This is a genomic window from Acidovorax sp. sif1233 (genome assembly GCF_019218755.1).
Lineage (GTDB): Bacteria > Pseudomonadota > Gammaproteobacteria > Burkholderiales > Burkholderiaceae_C > Acidovorax.
In genome coordinates, this window is sequence record NZ_JAHUWZ010000002.1 from 69,078 (window position 1) to 88,557 (window position 19,480).

Below are 19,480 nucleotides of genomic sequence, written 5' to 3' on the forward strand. Positions count from 1 at the left end.
CGACCGTACCCCTCACACCCAACAGGCCGCTACCGTGACCTTGCACATGACCACGCTGGCGGGCGGCAACGCCCTCAGCACCTTCCGCGCCCAGCAACTCCAACCCGCCCTGGAGGCCATCCACCCCAAGATCAGCGGCATTGCAGCGCGCTTCGTGCACCTTGTCGCCACCGACGCGTCCCCCACGCCCGCCGACCATGAGCGCCTGGCCGCCCTGCTGACCTATGGCGACCCCTATGCGGGCCCCGCCGAGGGCACCGCCATCATCGTCACCCCCCGCCTGGGCACGCTGTCGCCCTGGGCGTCCAAGGCGACCGACATCGCCCGCAACTGCGGCATCGCCATCCGCCGCGTGGAGCGCATCACCGAATACCGCATCAGCCTCAAGGCCGGCCTGCTGGGCAAGGCGCCCGAGCTGACGGCCGAGCAACTGGCCCAGGTGGCCGCCCTGCTGCACGACCGCATGACCGAGTCCGTGGTGGCCGACCGCGCCGCCGCCGCCGCGCTGTTCACCGAACTGCAGCCCGCGCCCATGGAGCACGTCAACGTGCTCGGCGGTGGCCGCGCCGCGCTGGAGGCCGCCAACACCCGTTTCGGCCTGGCCCTGGCCGAGGACGAGATCGACTACCTGGTCAACGCCTTCACGGGCCTGGCGCGCAACCCCACCGACGTGGAGCTGATGATGTTCGCCCAGGCCAACAGTGAACACTGCCGCCACAAGATCTTCAACGCCCAGTTCACCATCGACGGCGTGGCGCAGGAAAAATCGCTGTTCGGCATGATTCGCAACACCCACCAGCTGGCGCCCCAGCACACGGTGATCGCGTATTCGGACAACGCCTCGGTCATGGAAGGCGGCGAGGTCGAGCGGTTCGTGGCCAAAATGGCCTCTACCGCTGATTCAGCGGGCGCTACCAGCTATCAAAAAAGTAGCGCCACCCAGCACGTGCTGATGAAGGTGGAAACGCACAACCACCCCACCGCCATCTCTCCCTTCCCGGGCGCATCCACCGGCGCGGGCGGCGAGATCCGCGACGAAGGCGCCACCGGGCGGGGCTCCAAGCCCAAGGCCGGCCTCACGGGGTTCACCGTGTCCAAGCTCTGGGGCAGCACGGTCGGCAAGCCCGAGCACATCGCCAGCCCGCTGCAGATCATGGTGGAAGGGCCCCTGGGTGGCGCGGCGTTCAACAACGAATTCGGCCGTCCCAACCTGGCGGGCTACTTCCGCGAGTACGAGCAGGAAGTCGTTGGCGTGCAGCGCGGCTACCACAAGCCCATCATGATCGCCGGCGGCGTGGGCGTGATCGACGCGGGCCTGACGACAAAGATCGAGTTCCCCGCTGGCTCGCTGCTCATCCAGCTGGGCGGCCCCGGCATGCGCATCGGCATGGGCGGCAGTGCCGCCAGCTCCATGGCCAGTGGCACCAACGCCGCCGAACTGGACTTCGACTCCGTGCAGCGCGGCAACCCCGAGATCGAGCGCCGCGCCCAGGAGGTCATCAACCACTGCTGGGCGCAGGGCGCCGCCAACCCCATCCTCGCCATCCACGACGTGGGTGCGGGCGGCCTCTCGAACGCCTTCCCCGAGCTCACGAACGACGCCGGCCGTGGCGCTCGCTTCGACCTGCGCGCCGTGCCGCTCGAAGAATCGGGCATGGCGCCCAAGGAAATCTGGAGCAACGAAAGCCAGGAGCGCTACGTGCTGGCCATCGCGCCCGAGTCGCTGCCGCTGTTCAAGGCGTTCTGCGAGCGCGAGCGCTGCCCCTTCGCCGTGATCGGCACGGCCACCGAGGAACGCCAGCTGGTGCTGCAGGACACCGCCGTAGAGGCGGGCGACCAGAAGCTGCCGGTGGACATGCCCATGAACGTGCTGCTGGGCAAGCCGCCCAAGATGCACCGCGACGTGGCCACGGTGCAGCGCCAGTTCGCGCCCATCGATCTGACCGGCGTCCCGCTGCAAAAGGCCGTGATCGACGTGCTGGCCCATCCCACGGTGGCGTCCAAGCGTTTTCTCATCACCATCGGCGACCGCACCGTGGGCGGCCTGTCGCACCGCGACCAGATGGTCGGCCCCTGGCAGGTGCCGGTGGCGGACTGCGCGGTGACGCTGGCCGACTACAAGGGCTTTGCGGGCGAGGCGATGAGCATGGGCGAGCGCACGCCGCTGGCCGCGATCAACGCACCCGCATCGGGCCGCATGGCCGTGGCCGAGGCCATCACCAACCTGCTGGCGGCGCCTATCGAGCTGCCGCGTGTGAAGCTGTCCGCCAACTGGATGGCCGCGTGTGGCGAGCCCGGCGAAGACGCTGCCTTGTACGAGACCGTGAAGGCCGTGGGCATGGAGCTGTGCCCGGCGCTGGGCGTCTCCATCCCCGTGGGCAAGGACAGCCTGTCGATGCGCACGCAGTGGAACGACGGCAGCGACAAGAAAAAGGTCACGTCCCCCGTGAGCCTGATCGTGAGCGCGTTCGCGTCGCTCTCCGACGTGCGCGGCACGCTCACGCCCCAGCTCGATGCCACCGAGGATGACACCACCCTGGTGCTGATCGATCTGGGCAAGGGCCAGAACCGCATGGGCGGCAGCATCCTGGGCCAGACGCTGGAACAAAGCGGCGACGTGGTGCCCGACGTGGACGATCCGCAGGACCTGGTGAACCTGGTCAACGCCGTGAACGCGCTGCGCGCCAAGGGCCATGTCCTGGCCTACCACGACCGCAGCGACGGCGGCCTGCTGGCGGCGGCGGCCGAGATGGCCTTTGCGGGCCATGTGGGCGTGGCGCTCAATGTGGACATGCTCGTGACCGAAGGCGACGGCATCAGCGACAGCCGCATGGAGACCGGGGATGCCAAGAACTGGGCGCAGCAGGTCAGCGCGCGCCGCGAGGAGCTCACGCTCAAGGCCCTGTTCAACGAAGAACTGGGCGTGCTGCTGCAGGTGCGCACCGCAGAGCGCAACGATGTGATGCAGGTGCTGCGCGAGCACGGCCTGTCCAGATTCAGCCACTTTGTCGGCAAGACGCGTCCGCAATCGTCGGGCATCGACGCCGGCAAGGGCGAGCTGCAGGTCTGGCGCGATGCCAAGGCCGTGTTCAGCGCCAAGCTCACCGACCTGCACCAGGTGTGGGATGCCGTGAGCTGGAAAATCTGCCAGCAGCGCGACAACCCCGCGACCGCGGACTCCGAGCACGCCGCCGCGGGCGCGGCCGCCGACCCCGGGATGCACGTGCACCTCACGTTCGACGCGGCCGACAACGTGGCGGCGCCGTTCCTGAACCTGGCCAAACCCCGGGTCGCGATCCTGCGCGAGCAGGGCGTCAATTCGCACATCGAGATGGCCTACACCTTCACCGAGGCCGGCTTCGAGGCCTACGACGTGCACATGACCGACCTGCAGACCGGCCGCGTCAAGCTCGAAGACTTCAAGGGCGTGGTCGCCTGCGGCGGCTTCAGCTACGGCGACACGCTGGGGGCCGGCATCGGCTGGGCGCGCAGCATCACCTTCAACCCCGTGCTGGCCGAGCAGTTCCAGGGCTTCTTCGGCCGCACCGACACCTTTGGCCTCGGGGTGTGCAACGGATGCCAGATGTTTGCCGAGCTGGCGGACATCATCCCGGGCGCGCAGGACTGGCCACGCTTCACCACCAACCAGAGCGAGCGCTTCGAGGCCCGCCTGTCGATGGTGGAGGTGCTGGAGTCTCCCAGCCTGTTCTTCGCGGGCATGGCGGGCAGCCGCCTGCCGATCGCCGTGGCGCACGGCGAGGGCTATGCCAACTTCAAGTACCGCGGCAACGCCGGCGCGGCCATCGCCGCGATGCGTTTCGTGGACAACTACGGCGCGCCCACCGAGCAATACCCGTTCAACCCGAACGGCAGCACGGGTGGCATGACCGGCGTGACCACGGCGGACGGCCGTTTCACGGCCATCATGCCGCACCCCGAGCGCGTGTTCCGCAACGTGCAGATGAGCTGGACCTCGGGCGACCGCAGCGAACTCAGTCCCTGGATGCGCATCTGGCGCAATGCCCGCAAGTGGGTGGGGTGACGTAGCACATCCTGCGGAGTCGCTTCGCGCCTTCCCCCTTCTCTCAATGGCTTGCCCTGCGGGAAGGGGCGCAGCCGGTGCACGCCCGCAAAGCGCCGCATACGCAGCTTGGCGGCCCTTGCACGGCTGCACGGGCGTTTGGGCTGCGCGGGCCCGGCGGGCTGCTGGCGGCGCTGTCGCGCCGGGCTGCCCGGCAAGTCCTGCTCAGGCCACTGCAGGGGCGCGCTGATACACCAGCAGCCGCCCTTTGTACGCCGGAACATCGGCCAGCGCGGGGTGGTCCAGGCGCTCTTCCACCACGTCAAAACGCAGCGCGGCCATCTGCTTGCTGAAGGCGGAGCGGTTGCCGCGGTTGGGGTCCACGATCCAGATCTGCGCGCTTTCGGCCGCATGGCGGTCGAGGAAGTTGGCCAGGCTGCCTCGTGCGTCGCGCTCGTACAGGACGTCGCTGCCCATGATGAGGTCGAACCGGCCTTGCACATCGGCGCAGGTGTCGGTCAAGTCGGCTCCCCATTGCCCGGTGCGGTACTTGAGCGGCGACATGCCGTTGAGCCGCACGTTCTCCAGCAGGAAGGCCGATGCCAGGGGGTGGCAGTCGCTGGCGGTCACGTCCACGCCGCGCCGGTGGCACACCAGGCTGGCCAGGGCCAGGCCGCAGCCGATCTCCAGCACGCGCTCGCCGCTTCGCAGGGGGCGGCTGGCCATGCGGTGCGCCAGCTGGGCCCCCGATGGCCACAGCAGGCCGAACAGCGGCCAGGCGGCGGAAGAGATGCCCAGCGCTTCGGCGGCACCCTCCGGGTCGGAAAACTGCTGCTTGTCCAGGAGCGAGCGGATGATCAGGTCTGCCGCGCCGGTGATGGCGATGTCTTCTTGCTTGGTCAGGTAGCCGGGCATGGCATGGGCGTGAAGCCCGTGCAGGGGGACAAGCCCCGGGGACCCCAAAGTGGTGGGTGAGGGCGCGAGTATGCGCCTTGCGCGCCGCAGCCCCCGTGGCGGGCCGCGAGGAGGGCACGGCGACGGCCTGCGCAAAAGGCTCCCGGGGCCGGGGGGCGGGCGCAAACGAAGACTGTGCGTTGCTATAGTCCAGCCCACGCGCGGCGGCACGCATGCCGCCTTTTCCATTGCTATCTCAAGGACTTCCCATGGCCTCTGGCAGCCTGCTTGCCCTGTTGGACGACATCGCCACCATCCTCGACGACGTGGCCCTGATGACCAAGGTGGCCGCCAAGAAGAGCGCGGCCATGGCGGACGACGTCTCGGTCATGACGAAGGTGGCCGCCCAGAAGACGGCCGGCGTGTTGGGCGACGACCTGGCCCTCAATGCCCAGCAGGTCACGGGGGTGCGCGCCGAGCGCGAGATTCCGGTGGTGTGGGCCGTGGCCAAGGGGTCGTTCATCAACAAGGTGATCCTGGTGCCCGCGGCCTTGCTGATCAGCGCGTTCGCGCCCTGGGCCGTGACGCCGCTGCTCATGATTGGCGGTGCCTTCCTGTGCTTTGAAGGCTTTGAAAAAGTGGCCCACAAGCTGCTGCACGCCCCCCACGAAGACGCCGCCGAGCATGAAAGCCATGTGCTGGCCAATGCCAACCCCGCGGTGGACCTGGTGGCGTTCGAGAAGGACAAGATCAAGGGCGCGGTGCGCACCGACTTCATCCTGTCGGCAGAGATCATCGCCATCACGCTGGGGACCGTGGCGTCGGCGCCGTTTGTGCAGCAGGTCACCGTGCTGTCGGGCATCGCGGTCATCATGACCATCGGCGTATATGGCCTGGTGGCCGGCATCGTCAAGCTCGACGACCTGGGCCTGTGGCTGAACGGCAAGGCCAGCGCCCTGGCCAGGGCGGTGGGCTCGGGCATCCTGCGGGCCGCGCCGTGGCTCATGAAGGGCCTGTCCGTGGCGGGCACCGCCGCCATGTTCCTCGTGGGCGGCGGCATTCTGGTGCATGGCGTGCCCGCGCTGCACCATGCGGTGGATGCCGCTGGCGAGGCCGCCGCGCAATGGCCGGTGGGCGCCCTCTGGCATGTGCTGGTGCCCAACCTGCTCAACGCGGTGGTCGGCATCGTGGCGGGAGGCTTGGTGCTCGCAGCCGTCACGCTGGTGCAGCGCCTGCGCGGGAAATCCGCCGCGCATTGACAAGGGCAGGCCGTTTTTCTTGATGTATGTCTAAGGGTTAATACGAGGGGCTTGAGATAGGGCAAGGCCGGTCGAGGGGCATGGCGGTTCAATGGATGCACGGGGGTCGTCCCCGTCCAACCGATGTGAAATCACCATGAAAAAGAACCTGCTGGCAGTAGCCGCCCTCTGCGCCCTGGCTTCCGGCGCCGCCCTGGCGCAACAGGCTGAAGGACCCTGGATGGTCCGCGCGCGCGCCGTGCACCTGGACAGTGCCAACAAGGACAGCACGCCCCTGGGCCTGACCATCAACGACAAGACCATCCCCGAAGTCGATGTCACGTACTTCTTCAACAAGAACATCGCGGCCGAACTGATCCTGACCGTGCCGCAAAAGCACACGCTGAGCGCCTCCGGCACGGCCATCGGCTCGCTCAAGCACCTGCCGCCCACGCTGCTGCTGCAATACCACTTCGATGCACCCGGCTTCAAGCCCTATGTGGGCGCGGGCCTGAACTACACGCGCTTTTCCGGCGTGAAGCTGCCCGCCGGCGTGGACATTGACCGCAACAGCTTCGGCCCCGCGCTGCAGGTGGGCGTGGACATTCCGCTGCAGAAGAATCTGTACCTCAACTTCGACCTGAAGAAGGTCTTCATCAAGACCGACGTGACGGCAGGCGGCGCCAAGCTGGGCACCTTCAAGGCAGACCCCGTGCTGGTGGGCGTGGGCCTGGGCTGGAGGTTCTAGCCAGGCTCCCCCTGAGGCGCTTCGCGCCTTCCCCCTGAGGGGGACGCCTGCGGTGGACCGGCAAAGCCGGATCCACGGTGGCGCTCGCGTTGACGGTGCGCCAGTTTTCATCGGCTATGACGGATCTACGTCCGTCGGTAGAAGGCCAGCGATCCGGCCAGGGCCAGCAGCGCGCCGCCGCAGCAGCGGTCCAGCCACAGCACCGCGCGGCGGTGCAGCAGCTTGACGGCGCGCGCCCCGATGACGGCGTAGGCCAGCATCACGGCGAAGTCCAGGCCCGCGAACACGGCTGCAATGGCGGCGTACTGCGGCCATTGTGGTGCGCTGGCATCGATGAATTGCGGCATCAGCGCCGAGCAGAACAGGTATCCCTTGGGGTTGGTCACCGCGACCAGGAAAGAGCGCGTGAAGATGCCGCGCGGCGTGGCCGCAGGCCCGGCGGCCGCGCCGTCCGCTGCGGCCAGGTCCAGCCCACCCTGCGAGCGCAGCAGCCGCAACCCCAGCCAGGCCAGGTAGGCCGCGCCCAGCCACTTCACCACCGAAAACCAGAACTCGGACGCCGCCAGCAGCGCGCCCAGGCCCAGCGCCACGGCACCGACCAGCACAAAATCCGACGCCACGGCGCCCAGCATGCCGGGCAGCGACCGGCGCACGCCATAGCGCGATCCGTTGGCCAGCGCCAGCAGCACCGTGGGGCCGGGCGTGGCGATGGCCACCAGGGCCACCAGCGAGAAGACCAGCAGGGTCGCGAGCGTCATGCCATCACCCCGCAGCCCTGGGGCTTGAGCACCCGCTCGGTGGATGCGGGGTATTTCGCCAGCCTGGAGGAGGGCCGGCGCGGGCGCTGCACGAGGTCGCCCCCGCAGTTGGGGCACACGTGGCCCAGCCGGGCGCCGGCGCAGTCGCTGCAGAACGTGCACTCGAAGGTGCAGATGCGCGCGTTGGTGGCATCGGGCGGCAGGTCCTTGTCGCAGCATTCGCAGTTGGGGCGCATCTGAAGCATGGCAGGGTCCTTGTGAGAAGTCCGTGGGAAGGGCGAGCGTATGCCGGGCGCGCGCCGTTCACAAGGTACAGATGGACCCGTGCCGGGCAGTACACCCCGTCCGCGGCGGCCCCTGGCGGCTGCGCCGCCGGCTTCCGCACCCGAAGGCCCGCGCGCGCCATGGGGATTTGGCCTACACACGGCGCCATCGGCTCGGCTCACAATGGCGGATGCGGTGGGGCTTCGCGCCCTTGCCTGGGTACGTGGCAGCCTGGCGGGCATTGGGCTCCCGGGACGGCCCCGTCGGACAGAACCAGCGGCATTGCCGCGCAAGACGTTTCAAGACCCATGCCTTTGCCCAGCCCCAACGACGACATCACGCGTGGCCTGAACCAGCGGCCCGCGAGCATTTCCCCCAAGTATTTCTACGACCAGCACGGCTCGCAGCTGTTCGAGGAAATCACCCGCCTGCCCGAGTACTACCCCACGCGCACCGAAACCGCCCTCATGCAGCAGCATGCGGCCGACATCGCGCAGGCCGTGGGCACGGGGCGCACGCTGGTGGAGCTGGGGGCTGGCAACTGCCAGAAGGCGCGCACGCTGTGCCGGCTGGTGCAGCCCGCGTGCTTCGTCGGCGTGGATATCTCGGCGGAATTCCTGCAGGCGGCGGTGCGGGGCCTGCGCGACGATTTTCCGGGGCTGGACGCGCGGGCCGTGGGCGGCGACATGACCCAGGGCGTGGCCCTGCCCGAGGACATTCCGCGCACGGGACGGCTGGTGTTCTACCCGGGCTCGTCCATCGGCAACTTCGACCCGCCGCACGCGCTGGATTTGCTGGCCCACATGCGCGAGCTGATCGACGATGACGGCGGCCTGCTCATCGGCATCGACCTGCCCAAGGACGTGGAGGTGCTGGAGGCGGCCTACGACGACGCCGCCGGCGTGACCGCCGCCTTCAACCGCAATGTGCTGCGGCATGTGAATCGATTGATCGGCAGCGATTTCGATGTGGACCAGTGGCGGCACCGGGCGTTCTTCAACCCGGGCGAGTCGCGCATCGAGATGCACCTGGAAGCGATGGCTGACTCCGAGGTGCGCTGGCCCGGTGGCGGGCGCAGGTTCGACCAGGGCGAACGCATCCACACCGAAAACAGCTACAAGTACCCGCTGCACGTGTTCACCGACATGCTGGCGCGCGCAGGCTTCTCGCAGGCCCAGGCGTGGACGGACGACCGTGGCTGGTTTGCCGTGGTGCACGCCAGACCCTGAGGGCCCGTATGACCAATATGGATTTTTGCTCCCCGCTCGCCGTGCTGCTGTCGCGCTACGGCGCTGTGCGGGATCACACCGTGGCCTTGGTGGCACCGCTGTCGGCCGAGGACTGCGGCGCGCAGTCCATGCCCGATGCCAGCCCGGCCAAATGGCACCTGGCGCACACCACCTGGTTCTTCGAGACCTTTGTGCTCGAGCCGAACGAGCCGGGCTTCGCGCCCTTCGAGCCCGCGTTCCGCGTGCTGTTCAATTCCTACTACAACGGCGTGGGCGCCAAGCACCCGCGCCCGCAGCGGGGGCTGCTGACGCGCCCGCCGCTGGACGAGGTGCTGGCCTACCGCGCCGATGTGGACCGGCGGATGGCGCGCCTGGTGCCCGCCGTGCTGCAGAACGCCACGCTGTGTGCGCTGATCGAGCTGGGCCTGCAGCACGAGCAGCAGCACCAGGAACTGCTGGTGACGGACATCAAGCACCTGCTGTCGTGCAACCCTGTGCATCCCGCCTATGGCGCCGCCGTGGTGCCCGTCGGCGACCAGGCGCTCGTACCGGCGGCCAGGCCCCTGGGCTGGCGGCATCTGGAAGGCGGGCTGGTGGAGGTGGGCCATGGCGGAGACGGCTTCGCCTTCGACAACGAAAGCCCTCGCCACCGCGCCTACCTGGCGCCGTACGCACTGGCCTCGCGGCTGGTGACCAACGCGGAATGGATGGCCTTCGTGGAAGGTGGGGGCTACGACAACCCCGCCCACTGGCTGGCCGAAGGCTGGGACTGGCGCGTGGCCCAGGGGCTTCGGCACCCCTTGTACTGGCACCGGCGGGACGACGGCGCCTGGCACGAGTTCACCCTGGCGGGCCTGCGGCCCGTGCAGAGCGCGATGCCGGTTGTGCACCTGTCGTACTACGAAGCGGACGCCTATGCGCGCTGGGTGGGCGCACGCCTGCCCACGGAAGCCGAATGGGAGCATGCCGCGCAGACCGCAGGGACAACTGGCGCGCATGGCCTGGAGCAGCTGTTCGGCGCGGCCTGGCAATGGACGCAGTCGAGCTACGCCGCCTACCCAGGCTTTCGCACGGCCGACGGCGCCGTGGGCGAGTACAACGGCAAGTTCATGGTCAACCAGTACGTGCTGCGCGGCAGCTCCTGCGCCACGCCGCCCGGGCATGCGCGCAGCACCTACCGCAACTTCTTCCCGGCCACGGCCCGCTGGCAGTACACGGGTGTGCGGCTGGCTCGTGACGCATGAGCGGCTTTGCGGCGGTATCTGGCGCGCTCAGGGTTCCATGCGGAAGGTGTGCTGCAGCACCAGGCGGGCGGGCTCCCCATTGCGCAGCAGCGGCGCAAATTTCCAGCGGCGCACCGCATCGATCGCCGGCTTGTGCAGCGCATCCTCCCCCGTTCCCGACAGCACGCGCGCGGTGCCGACCAGCCCGCTGGGCATGATCTCGAACGACACCGTCACATCGCCGCGCGCTTTGAGCGAGGTGTCATTCAGGAGGAAGGACGGGTAGCGCGGCAGCGGTGCCTCCAGCAGCGTCAAAGGCGCATCCAGCGGAGGCGAAACCTGCTTTTGCAGCAGTTGCTCGTCCTCCTTCTGGCGGAAGCTGGTGACGTGGGATTCGGTCACATCCACTCCGCGCGGCGGGATGGATGATGTGGAGCTGCAGCCGGCCAGAATCAGCAGGCCGAGAGTGACCGGGGCAAGAGGGGATAGGCGGGACATGGCGATCTTGAATCAGGGAGCGCCCCGCGATTCGCGGGGCAGGTCCTCCAGTATCCCGCAACTGGCGTCGGCTGTTGCCGTACGCTCAAACAGCCTCGAGTGCCTGCACCAGGTCGGCCTGCAGATCATCGACGTGCTCGATGCCCACCGACAGCCGCACCATGCTCTCGCTCACCCCCGCCTTGGCCAGCTCTTCGGGGTTGAGCTGGCGGTGCGTGGTCGATGCGGGGTGCGTGGCCAGCGATTTCGCGTCGCCGATGTTCACCAGGCGGGTGAAGAGCTGCAGCGCGTCGAGGAAGCGTGCACCGGCAGCCCGCGGGTCCGCATCGGTGCTCTTGAGCCCGAAGCTCAGGATGCCGGATGCCTTGCCGCCGGATTGCCGCTGCACCAGCGCGTGGTCCGGGTGGTCGGGCAGGCCGGCGTAGCGCACCCATTCCACCTTGGGGTGGCTTTGCAGGTACTTCGCCAGCGCCAGCGTGTTCTCGCAGATGCGGTCCATGCGCAGGGCCAGGGTCTCGATGCCCTGCAGGATCAGGAAGGCGCTTTGCGGCGACAGGGCCGCGCCGGTGTTGCGCAGCGGCACCACGCGCGCGCGGCCGATGAAGGCGGCGGGGCCCAGGGCTTCGGTGTAGACCACGCCGTGGTAGCTCACATCGGGCTCGTTCAGGCGTGGGAAGCGGGCCTTGTGCTCGGCCCACGGGAACTTGCCGCTGTCCACGATGGCGCCGCCCACGCTGTTGCCGTGGCCGCCCAGGTACTTGGTGAGCGAATGCACCACGATGTCGGCGCCATGCTCGATGGGGCGCAGCAGGTAGGGGCTGGGCACGGTGTTGTCCACGATCAGCGGAATGCCGTGCGCATGGGCAACATCGGCCAGCGCGCGGATGTCGGTCACGTTGCCCAGCGGGTTGCCGATGGATTCGATGAAGATCGCCTTGGTGCGCGCGTCGATGTGCTGCGCAAAGCTGGCCGGGTCGCGCGGGTCGGCAAAGCGGGTGGTGATGCCCTGCTGCGGCAGGGTGTGGGCAAACAGGTTGTAGGTGCCGCCATACAGCGTGCTGGCCGACACGATGTTGTCGCCTGCCTCGGCAATGGTCTGGATGGCATAGGTGATGGCCGCCATGCCCGAGGCCACGGCCAGCGCGGCGATGCCGCCTTCGAGCGCCGCGACGCGCTTTTCGAGCACGTCGGTGGTGGGGTTCATGATGCGGGTGTAGATGTTGCCCGGCACCTTCAAATCGAACAGGTCGGCGCCATGCTGGGCGCTGTCAAACGCGTAGGCCACCGTCTGGTAGATGGGCACGGCCACGGCCTTGGTGGTGGGGTCGGGGCTGTAGCCAGCGTGTACGGCCAGGGTCTCGATTCTCATGAAGGCTGTCTCTTTCGTTGAAGGGAAGGGAGTGGCACCACCGGGCTCCACGCATGGCTGGGCGTTGCCGATGTGCCGATGGCGCGGGCCATTCTGGCACTGCTGGCCCGTGGCGTCATCGAATCGTTGGCTATGTGCTTATGACGTTCTTGTGCGCCGTGGGCTCTTTCAGTCAGAAGGCTCGTCCATGGCGCTGTCCATGGGCTCTGGGGTGGTGCGCCGCGCCTGCTGGCTGCGGCGCCAGGCCTTCTCGATTTCCACCACTACCAGTACCACCAGCGCGGCGCCAATGCACAGCGCCAGCTCGCCCAGGCTCAGCGGCTCGGTGCGGAAGATGGGGTTGAGCCAGGGCACGTAGATGGTGGCCATCTGCAGCGCAAAGGTGAGCAGCACGGCGTAGAGCAGCGGGCGGTTGCTCAGCAGGCCCAGGCGCCAGATGGGTTCGGATTCGGAGCGGATGGCGATGACATGCGCCATCTGCGCGAGCGTGAGCACCGTGAACACCATGGTCTGCCAGTGCGCGTGGCCGGTGTGCAGGGCCCAGGCCTGCACCGCCAGGCACAGCCCGCCGATGAGCAGGCCCACGCCCAATATGTGCTGCCACATGCCATGGGCAAACAGGCTTTCGCGCGCCGCACGGGGCGGGCGCTGCATGATGCCGCGCTCGGCCGGTTCGGCCGCCAGCGCCAGGCCGGGCAGGCCGTCTGTGACCAGGTTGACCCACAGGATGTGGATGGGCAGCAACGGAATGGGCAGCAGCAACAGCGGCGCGAGGAAGATGGTCCAGATCTCGCCCGAGTTGCCCGTCATCGCGTAGCGCACGAACTTGCGGATGTTGTCGTAGATGCGGCGGCCTTCGCGCACGGCCGCGACGATGGTGGCGAAGTTGTCGTCCAGCAGCACCAGGCTCGATGCCTCGCGCGCCACGTCGGTGCCGCCCTGGCCCATGGCCACGCCGATGTCGGCGCGCTTGAGCGCCGGGGCATCGTTCACGCCATCGCCCGTCATGGCGACGAAGTGGCCCTGGGCCTGCAGCGCCTCGACGATGCGGATCTTCTGCGCCGGGTCCACGCGGGCGTACACCTGCACCTGCTCCACCTTCGCCCGCAGCGCGGCGTCGTCGAGTGTTGCAAGGTCGGCGCCGGTGAGCACCGGGGCATCGGCACTGCGCACGATACCCAGCCGGTGCGCAATGGCGCGCGCGGTGGCGGGGTGGTCGCCCGTGATCATCACCGGCGTGATGCCCGCGCTGACGCAGTCGCGCACGGCGGCCTGCGCCTCCGCGCGGGGCGGGTCGATGAGGGCGATCAGGCCCAGCAGCTCCAGTTGGTTTTCCACGGCGTCGATGTCATTGGTGTCGGGCAGGCGCGCGTGGCCGCGCCGGGCCAGCGCCAGCACGCGCAGGCCCTGGCCAGCGAGTTGCTGCGCGGCGGCCAGCATGGCGGCGGCATCCAGGGCGGCAGTGCCTTCGAGCACCCAGTGGGCGGTGCAGCGGGGCAGCACCGATTCGGGCGCGCCCTTGGTATAGGCCACGTAGCCGTCCGCCACGCGGTGGAAGGTGGTCATGCGCTTGCGGTCGGAGTCGAACGGCTGCTCCTGCACGCGAGGGAACTCGATGTCGAGCAGGGCCTTGTCCATCCCGCCGGAGCGGGCTGCCAGCACCAGTGCGGTTTCGGTGGGGTCCCCCAGCCACTGCGTGCCTGGGGCGTCGCCATCGCTTCGCGCCTGTAGCGTGGCGTCGTTGCACAGCGCGGCGGCGCGCAAGGCCTCGGCATGGGCGGGGCCGGGCAGGGGGTCGCCGGGCACCCAGCGCACACCGTGGGCCAGCAGCAGCTCGGCATGCATGCGGTTTTGCGTCAGGGTGCCGGTCTTGTCCGAGCAGATGGTGGTGACCGAGCCGAGCGTCTCCACCGAGGGCAATCGCCGCACCAGCGCATGCACGGCCACCATGCGGCGCGCGCCCAGTGCCAGCAGCACGGTGACCACCGCAGGCAGGGCCTCGGGGATGGCGGCCACGGCTAGGCTGATGGCAGTGAGGGCCATCAGCAACGGTGCCTCACCGCGCAAAACACCCACCACAAAGATCACCGCGCAGATGCCCAGCACCGCAATCGCCAGGCGCTTGCCAAAGGCCGCCAGGCGCAACTGCAGCGGGGTGCTGCGGTCGCCCGCGTCGAGCAGCGTGGCCACCTTGCCCAGCTCGGTGTGCATGCCGGTAGCCACCACCAGGCCGCGTGCCCGGCCATGCGTGGCGGTGGTGCCCTTGAAGGCCATGTTGGTGCGGTCGCCCAAGGCGCCCACGTCCTCGGCCGCCAGGGCTTCGGTCTGCTTGGCCACGGTGACGGACTCGCCCGTGAGGGCGGATTCATCCACCTGCAGCTGCGCGATCTCGATCAGCCGCAGATCGGCCGGGATCTGGTTGCCCGCCTCCAGCAGCACGATGTCACCCGGCACCAGCGCCCTGGCGGGCACCACCTGCACGGCTCCGCTGCGCAGCACCGTGGCGTGCGCCGCCGCCAGCTGGCGCAGCGCGGCCATGGCCTGGTCGGCGCGCCAGGCCTGCACAAAGCCGATGACGGCGTTGAGCACCACGATGACGAGGATGACCAGCGTGTCGGTGACCTCGCCCACCAGGCCCGAGATGATGGCCGCACCCAGCAGCACCAGCACCATGAAGTCCTTGAACTGGTCGGCCAGCAGGCGCCACCAGGGGCGGTCTTGCCCTGCCGCCAGTTCGTTGGCTCCGTGGATGGCGCTGCGGCGCAGGGCTTCGTCGGCGTGCAGGCCTGCGTCAGGGTTGACGCCATGGGCCTGGGCCACGGCCTCGGTGGGGTGCAGGTGCGGGGCGGTGGATGGGGACATGCGGCGATCGGTGAGACGGGCCGCACGCCCGCGCAAGGACTTCTTCGGCCTTGCCTTAGTGCGCGACTTGCGGCCGGGCTTTGTAGAACTGGAGCGGGGCTTCCGGCACCTGGTTCAGCACCTGGCGCTTGATCTTGCCCACCACGTGCATTTCACAGGGCTTGCAGTCAAAGCGCAAGGTCAGCTTTTCCTTGCCGTTGATCAACATCAAGGGTTCGGCCTTGATGGTGCCCTGCACACCCGTCACGCCCTTGGCCTGCTTGGGGCAGAGGCTCATGCTGAAGCGCACGCAGTGCTTGGTGATCATGAGGCTGACTTCGCCTTCTTCCTCGTGCGCCTCGTAGGCCGCATCGATCACCTTGACGCCGTGGCGCACGTAAAAATCGTGCGCCTTGTGGTTGAACACGTTGCCCAGAAAGCTCAGCGTGTCCTCGGGGTAGGGCGCTGGCGGCTCGATGGGCGTGGCGCGCTGCAGGCGCTCGAAGTTGCGCGCGCGGTTTGCTTCCAGGTCGGCCAGCGCATCGCGGCGCAGCGCGTTGAGCACCGAGGCGGGCACGAACCAGGGCTGTGACAGTTGCAGCGCAATGTCGTGAACCGCGAAGATGGTGGCGCCGAAGCGGCCCAGTTGCTCGCGCAGGCTGGCTTCGGCCTTGGCGGCATCGGTGGCAGGCTGGTGCGGCTGCTGCACATCAGTACAGCCCACGTTGCCATCCTCGTCGGTCAGCATCAGGCTGAAGCCGCAAGGCGTTTCGCTCAGGTGCGCCCACAGGCCGATGCGGCGGTCGCTGGACTTTTTCTCCAGCGTGCGCACCCAGTCCATGTCGCGGTTTCGGTTGACCTCGGTGCCCTTGCGCAGGTCCTTGAAGCCTTCCATCGGGTCCTTGGGGTACACGCGCCACTGGCCCACGCTGCGCGCTGACACGGGCTCGGCCACGTTGATGGCCATGCCCACCAGCTCCTTGTGCAGGTCGTAGTAGCACAGGCCGTCGCCGTTGTGCAGCACGGTGGCGGGGTCGCTCACCTCCAGTTCCACGAAGTCGGGCCCTACCTTGGTCACCCAGCCGATGGGCTGGCCCGGGTTCTTGGGGGTGTCGAACGCGCCGATGTCTTCCTTGCGGCCGGTCACGAAGTAGTCGGTGAACTCGCGGTTGAAGTTCTGCAGCGGGTCGGGCGTGAAGGTGAAGGTGGTACGCCCGCTCGAGGACCGGCCCAGCGGCCGACCTTGCGCCTCGCGCTCTTCCAGGATCTCGTCGATCAGCGTGCGGTAGTGGGCGGTGATGTTCTTCACATAGCCCATGTCCTTGTAGCGCCCTTCGATCTTGAAGCTGCGCACGCCGGCGTCGATGAGCGCGCGCAGGTTGTCGCTCTGGTTGTTGTCCTTCATGGAGAGCACGTGCTTGTCGTGCGCGATGAAGCGGCCCTGCGCGTCGGTCACCTGGTAGGGCAGGCGGCAGGCCTGGCTGCAGTCGCCCCGGTTGGCGCTGCGGCCGGTCTGCGCATGGCTGATGTTGCACTGGCCGCTGTAGGCCACGCACAGCGCGCCGTGGATGAAGAACTCGATGTTGGCGCGGCCTGGGGCATCCACCGGCCCCAGCGCCTTGTGCACGGCGGCGATCTGCTGCACCGTGAGCTCGCGCGCCAGCACGATCTGCGAGAGGCCCGCGTCCTGCAGAAAGCGCGCCTTTTCGGGCGTGCGGATGTCGGTCTGGGTGCTGGCGTGCAGCTGGATGGGCGGCAGGTCGATTTCGAGCAGGCCCATGTCCTGGATGATGAGTGCATCGGCCCCGGCCTCGTACACCTGCCAGGCCATTTTGCGCGCGGCCTCCAGTTCGTCGTCGCGCAGGATGGTGTTGAGCGTGATGAAGATGCGGCTGTTGAAGCGGTGCGCGTGCTTCACCAGGCGCTCGATGTCGCGGATGTCGTTGCCCGCGCTGGCGCGTGCGCCAAAGGCCGGGCCGCCGATGTAGACGGCGTCGGCGCCGTGGTTGATGGCTTCGATGCCGATGTCGGCGTCGCGCGCGGGCGAGAGCAGTTCGAGCTGGTGGGGCAGGAGGGACATGGGGCGTGATTATTTCAGTTTCGCCATGCCGTGGAGCATCCCTCGGGTATCGAGCACGGGGGCACGGACCTGCGTGACCGGGCGTTGTAGCGCTTCGGTCTGGTACAAAGGGCGCGGCGGGCTGCACTTGCGCCGCGCCTGTGTCCGCTGACCCACTTCCCTCCAATCCCGCCGGCGCAGCCGGTCAACGAGTGAAAAGGACTGTGATGAGTACCTCCCGCAAGAAGAAGCCCACCCAGCTGAAACTGTCTATCAACGACCTCGACTTCTACTACCTGCCAACGCGGATCAGCCTGCCTGGCGTGCGACACAGCGACCTGCACTGCACCATCGATTGCTCGTGGTTCTTCTCGAATGGCGGCGCCCACATGGGATTTGTACTGGACTGCGAAGGCGGGCAGGGCAGCTACAACCCCCATTGCGGCCCGATTTACCGCCATGGCGAGAACCTTTGGTCGGAAGGCAGAGGATTCATCTTTTTCTCGGACGGCACCATCATGGCCGAGCGATGGAATGGCACAGCCATGCCGGGACTGGTGACGGTGGCGAACACATCGGGCGCTACGTACAACCCGGTCACGCATCCGGTGATCACGGTCCACATTCAGGCGGGATACAGGGTCGGTGCATTTGCAGACAGGATGCGCATGGTGATCCACCAGGGCATCACGGTCGACGGCCCAGTCCTTTTTGAGGGAGAAGTGTCAGGAGCCGGATGGGGCTGGGACTGGACGGGGACACACAAGGCAGCCATCGCTGGCATCGGCCCCCACTTCGTTACCCCCAACGACACGGGCTGCGTGGAGGAGCGTGTCCCGCGCGATGCGCCCAATGCCGCTCTTCCATTCACGAACTTCAAGTTGCGACTGGCGCCCGGCTGAGCGCCCGCCCCTGGCTGGAGGCGGAGCGGGTCCAGTCTGCCAGGAGGTGGCGCTGGTCGCGGCATTAGCCGATTTAATGCCCCACCAAATTGCTATGTCTGCATAGCAATTGCCTGAAAAAGGGAGTGAGGGTGGCTAGGATGCGGTCCAGGCCGCCCCAAAATGGTGCGTCCGATCTCGCCCCTGCCACTCCTGGAGACTTTTACCGTGCTTCGTGCTTCCCGTCTGCGTCGTCCCCTCTCTTTCCCCCTGTCCCTGGTGCAGTTTGCCGCTGTGTCCGCGTGTGTCGCCGCTGCTGGCGCCGCCGCAGCGCAGGAGGTGCAAACCGTCAAGATCGCCCACGCGGGTCCGGTGTCGGGCGGCATCGCCCACATCGGCAAGGACACCGAGAACGGCGTGCGCCTGGCGGTGGACGACCTGAACGCCCAGAACCTGGTCATCGGCGGCAAGAAGATCAAGTTCGAGCTGGCGGCCGAAGACGATGCCGGCGACCCGCGCCAGGCCACGGCCGTGGCGCAAAAGCTGTGCGACCAGAAGGTGGCGGGCGTGGTCGGCCACCTGCAGTCGGGCACGTCCATTCCTGCGGCGGCCGTCTATGACAAGTGCGGCGTGCCCCACATCACCGCCGCCGCCACCAACCCGGACCTGACCAAGCCCGGCTACAAGACCACCTACCGCCTGATCGCCAACGACAACGCGTTGGGCGCGGCGCTGGCACTGTTCTCGGCCGACCACTTGAAGCTCAAGAGCGTGGCCATCATCGACGACCGCACCGCGTATGGCCAGGGCGTGGCCTCGGTGTTCAAGGCCACCGCCCTGCAAAAGGGCCTGAAGGTGGTGGGCGAGGAATTCACCAACGACAAGGCCACCGACTTCATGGCCATCCTCACGGCCATCAAGAACAAGAAGCCCGACGCGATCTTCTACGGCGGCCTGGACGCGCAGGCCGGCCCCATGCTGCGCCAGATGGAGCAGCTGGGCCTGGGCAACGTGAAGTTCTTCGGCGGCGATGCGCTGTGCACCGAGAAGCTGCCCGAGCTGTCGGGCAAGAGCCCTGCGCTCAAGAACGTGACCTGCGCCACGGGCGGCGCCTCGGTCGACAAGATGCAGGGCGGGGCGGACTGGAAGAAGCGCTACGACGCCAAGTTCCCCGGCCAGTTCCAGATCTACAGCCCGTACGCCTACGACGCGGCCATGGTGCTGGCCGATGCGATGAAGCGCGCCAACTCGGTGGACCCCAAGGTGTACATCCCCTTCATCGGCAAGACCGAGTACAAGGGCGTGACCGCCAACATCGCCTTCACGGCCAAGGGCGAGCTGACCACGCCCGCCGTGACGCTGTACACCTACAAGGACGGCAACCGCGTGGCGCTCAACTGAGCACCGCGGGCACGGCCCGCCACCGCTACGGCCGCCCCGCGCGGCCGTTTTTCATG

Annotated in this window: 14 protein-coding genes; 7 read left to right on the forward strand and 7 right to left on the reverse strand. The window is 68.0% G+C overall.

Translation table 11 applies throughout. The features are described from left to right. The first annotated feature begins 34 nt into the window (after positions 1 to 34). A complete protein-coding gene (gene purL, locus KW843_RS07730) occupies positions 35 to 4,042 on the forward strand; it encodes a phosphoribosylformylglycinamidine synthase (RefSeq protein ID WP_218294568.1) in 4,008 nt (1,335 codons plus the stop codon). 204 nt (positions 4,043 to 4,246) lie between these two features. On the opposite strand, the gene KW843_RS07735 is transcribed toward purL, so the two are convergent. Then, positions 4,247 to 4,936, reverse strand: coding sequence for a methyltransferase (locus KW843_RS07735; protein WP_218294569.1), 690 nt, complete (start codon positions 4,934 to 4,936; stop codon positions 4,247 to 4,249). Between the two features lie 248 nt (positions 4,937 to 5,184). On the opposite strand from KW843_RS07735, the gene KW843_RS07740 reads away from it, so the two are divergent. Both KW843_RS07740 and KW843_RS07745 read left to right on the forward strand, forming a co-directional pair. After that, entirely contained in the window at positions 5,185 to 6,174 is a 990-nt protein-coding gene (locus KW843_RS07740; protein ID WP_218294570.1) for a DUF808 domain-containing protein, read from the forward strand. A 136-nt stretch (positions 6,175 to 6,310) separates the two neighbouring features. Next, positions 6,311 to 6,901: an OmpW family protein gene (locus KW843_RS07745; protein WP_218294571.1), complete on the forward strand. Its 591-nt coding sequence runs from the start codon at positions 6,311 to 6,313 to the stop codon at positions 6,899 to 6,901. Between the two features lie 125 nt (positions 6,902 to 7,026). Here KW843_RS07745 and KW843_RS07750 read toward each other — a convergent pair whose 3' ends face one another. Both KW843_RS07750 and KW843_RS07755 read right to left on the reverse strand, forming a co-directional pair. Further along, positions 7,027 to 7,659: a LysE family translocator gene (locus tag KW843_RS07750; RefSeq protein WP_218294572.1), complete on the reverse strand. Its 633-nt coding sequence runs from the start codon at positions 7,657 to 7,659 to the stop codon at positions 7,027 to 7,029. Beyond that, complete coding sequence (locus KW843_RS07755) at positions 7,656 to 7,904, reverse strand: DUF1272 domain-containing protein (protein WP_218294573.1); 249 nt, start codon at positions 7,902 to 7,904, stop codon at positions 7,656 to 7,658. Before KW843_RS07755 ends, KW843_RS07750 begins: the two co-directional genes overlap by 4 nt. Positions 7,905 to 8,231: 327 nt before the next feature. On the opposite strand from KW843_RS07755, the gene egtD reads away from it, so the two are divergent. Beyond that, positions 8,232 to 9,152, forward strand: coding sequence for an L-histidine N(alpha)-methyltransferase (gene egtD / locus KW843_RS07760; RefSeq protein WP_218294574.1), 921 nt, complete (start codon positions 8,232 to 8,234; stop codon positions 9,150 to 9,152). Between the two features lie 8 nt (positions 9,153 to 9,160). Continuing rightward, positions 9,161 to 10,396: an ergothioneine biosynthesis protein EgtB gene (gene egtB / locus KW843_RS07765; RefSeq protein WP_218294575.1), complete on the forward strand. Its 1,236-nt coding sequence runs from the start codon at positions 9,161 to 9,163 to the stop codon at positions 10,394 to 10,396. A gap of 27 nt (positions 10,397 to 10,423) precedes the next feature. Here egtB and KW843_RS07770 read toward each other — a convergent pair whose 3' ends face one another. The 4 genes from KW843_RS07770 to KW843_RS07785 all read right to left on the reverse strand — a co-directional run bounded on the left by KW843_RS07770 (position 10,424) and on the right by KW843_RS07785 (position 17,163). Beyond that, positions 10,424 to 10,873 (reverse strand): energy transducer TonB, encoded by a 450-nt coding sequence (locus KW843_RS07770; protein ID WP_218294576.1) that lies wholly within the window; start codon positions 10,871 to 10,873, stop codon positions 10,424 to 10,426. Positions 10,874 to 10,958: 85 nt separating this feature from the next. After that, a complete protein-coding gene (locus tag KW843_RS07775; protein ID WP_218294577.1) occupies positions 10,959 to 12,242 on the reverse strand; it encodes an O-acetylhomoserine aminocarboxypropyltransferase/cysteine synthase family protein in 1,284 nt (427 codons plus the stop codon). A 168-nt stretch (positions 12,243 to 12,410) separates the two neighbouring features. Next, a complete protein-coding gene (locus tag KW843_RS07780) occupies positions 12,411 to 15,104 on the reverse strand; it encodes a cation-translocating P-type ATPase (protein ID WP_218294578.1) in 2,694 nt (897 codons plus the stop codon). Positions 15,105 to 15,159: 55 nt separating this feature from the next. Beyond that, positions 15,160 to 17,163, reverse strand: coding sequence for a U32 family peptidase (locus KW843_RS07785; RefSeq protein WP_218294579.1), 2,004 nt, complete (start codon positions 17,161 to 17,163; stop codon positions 15,160 to 15,162). 206 nt (positions 17,164 to 17,369) lie between these two features. Between KW843_RS07785 and KW843_RS07790 the strand changes: the two genes are divergently transcribed. Both KW843_RS07790 and KW843_RS07795 read left to right on the forward strand, forming a co-directional pair. Beyond that, positions 17,370 to 18,044: a hypothetical protein gene (locus tag KW843_RS07790; protein WP_218294580.1), complete on the forward strand. Its 675-nt coding sequence runs from the start codon at positions 17,370 to 17,372 to the stop codon at positions 18,042 to 18,044. Positions 18,045 to 18,251: 207 nt separating this feature from the next. Further along, the gene (locus KW843_RS07795) at positions 18,252 to 19,424 is read left to right on the forward strand and encodes a branched-chain amino acid ABC transporter substrate-binding protein (protein WP_370627839.1); all 1,173 of its coding nucleotides are present in this window, start codon (positions 18,252 to 18,254) and stop codon (positions 19,422 to 19,424) included. The last annotated feature ends 56 nt before the right edge of the window (positions 19,425 to 19,480 follow it).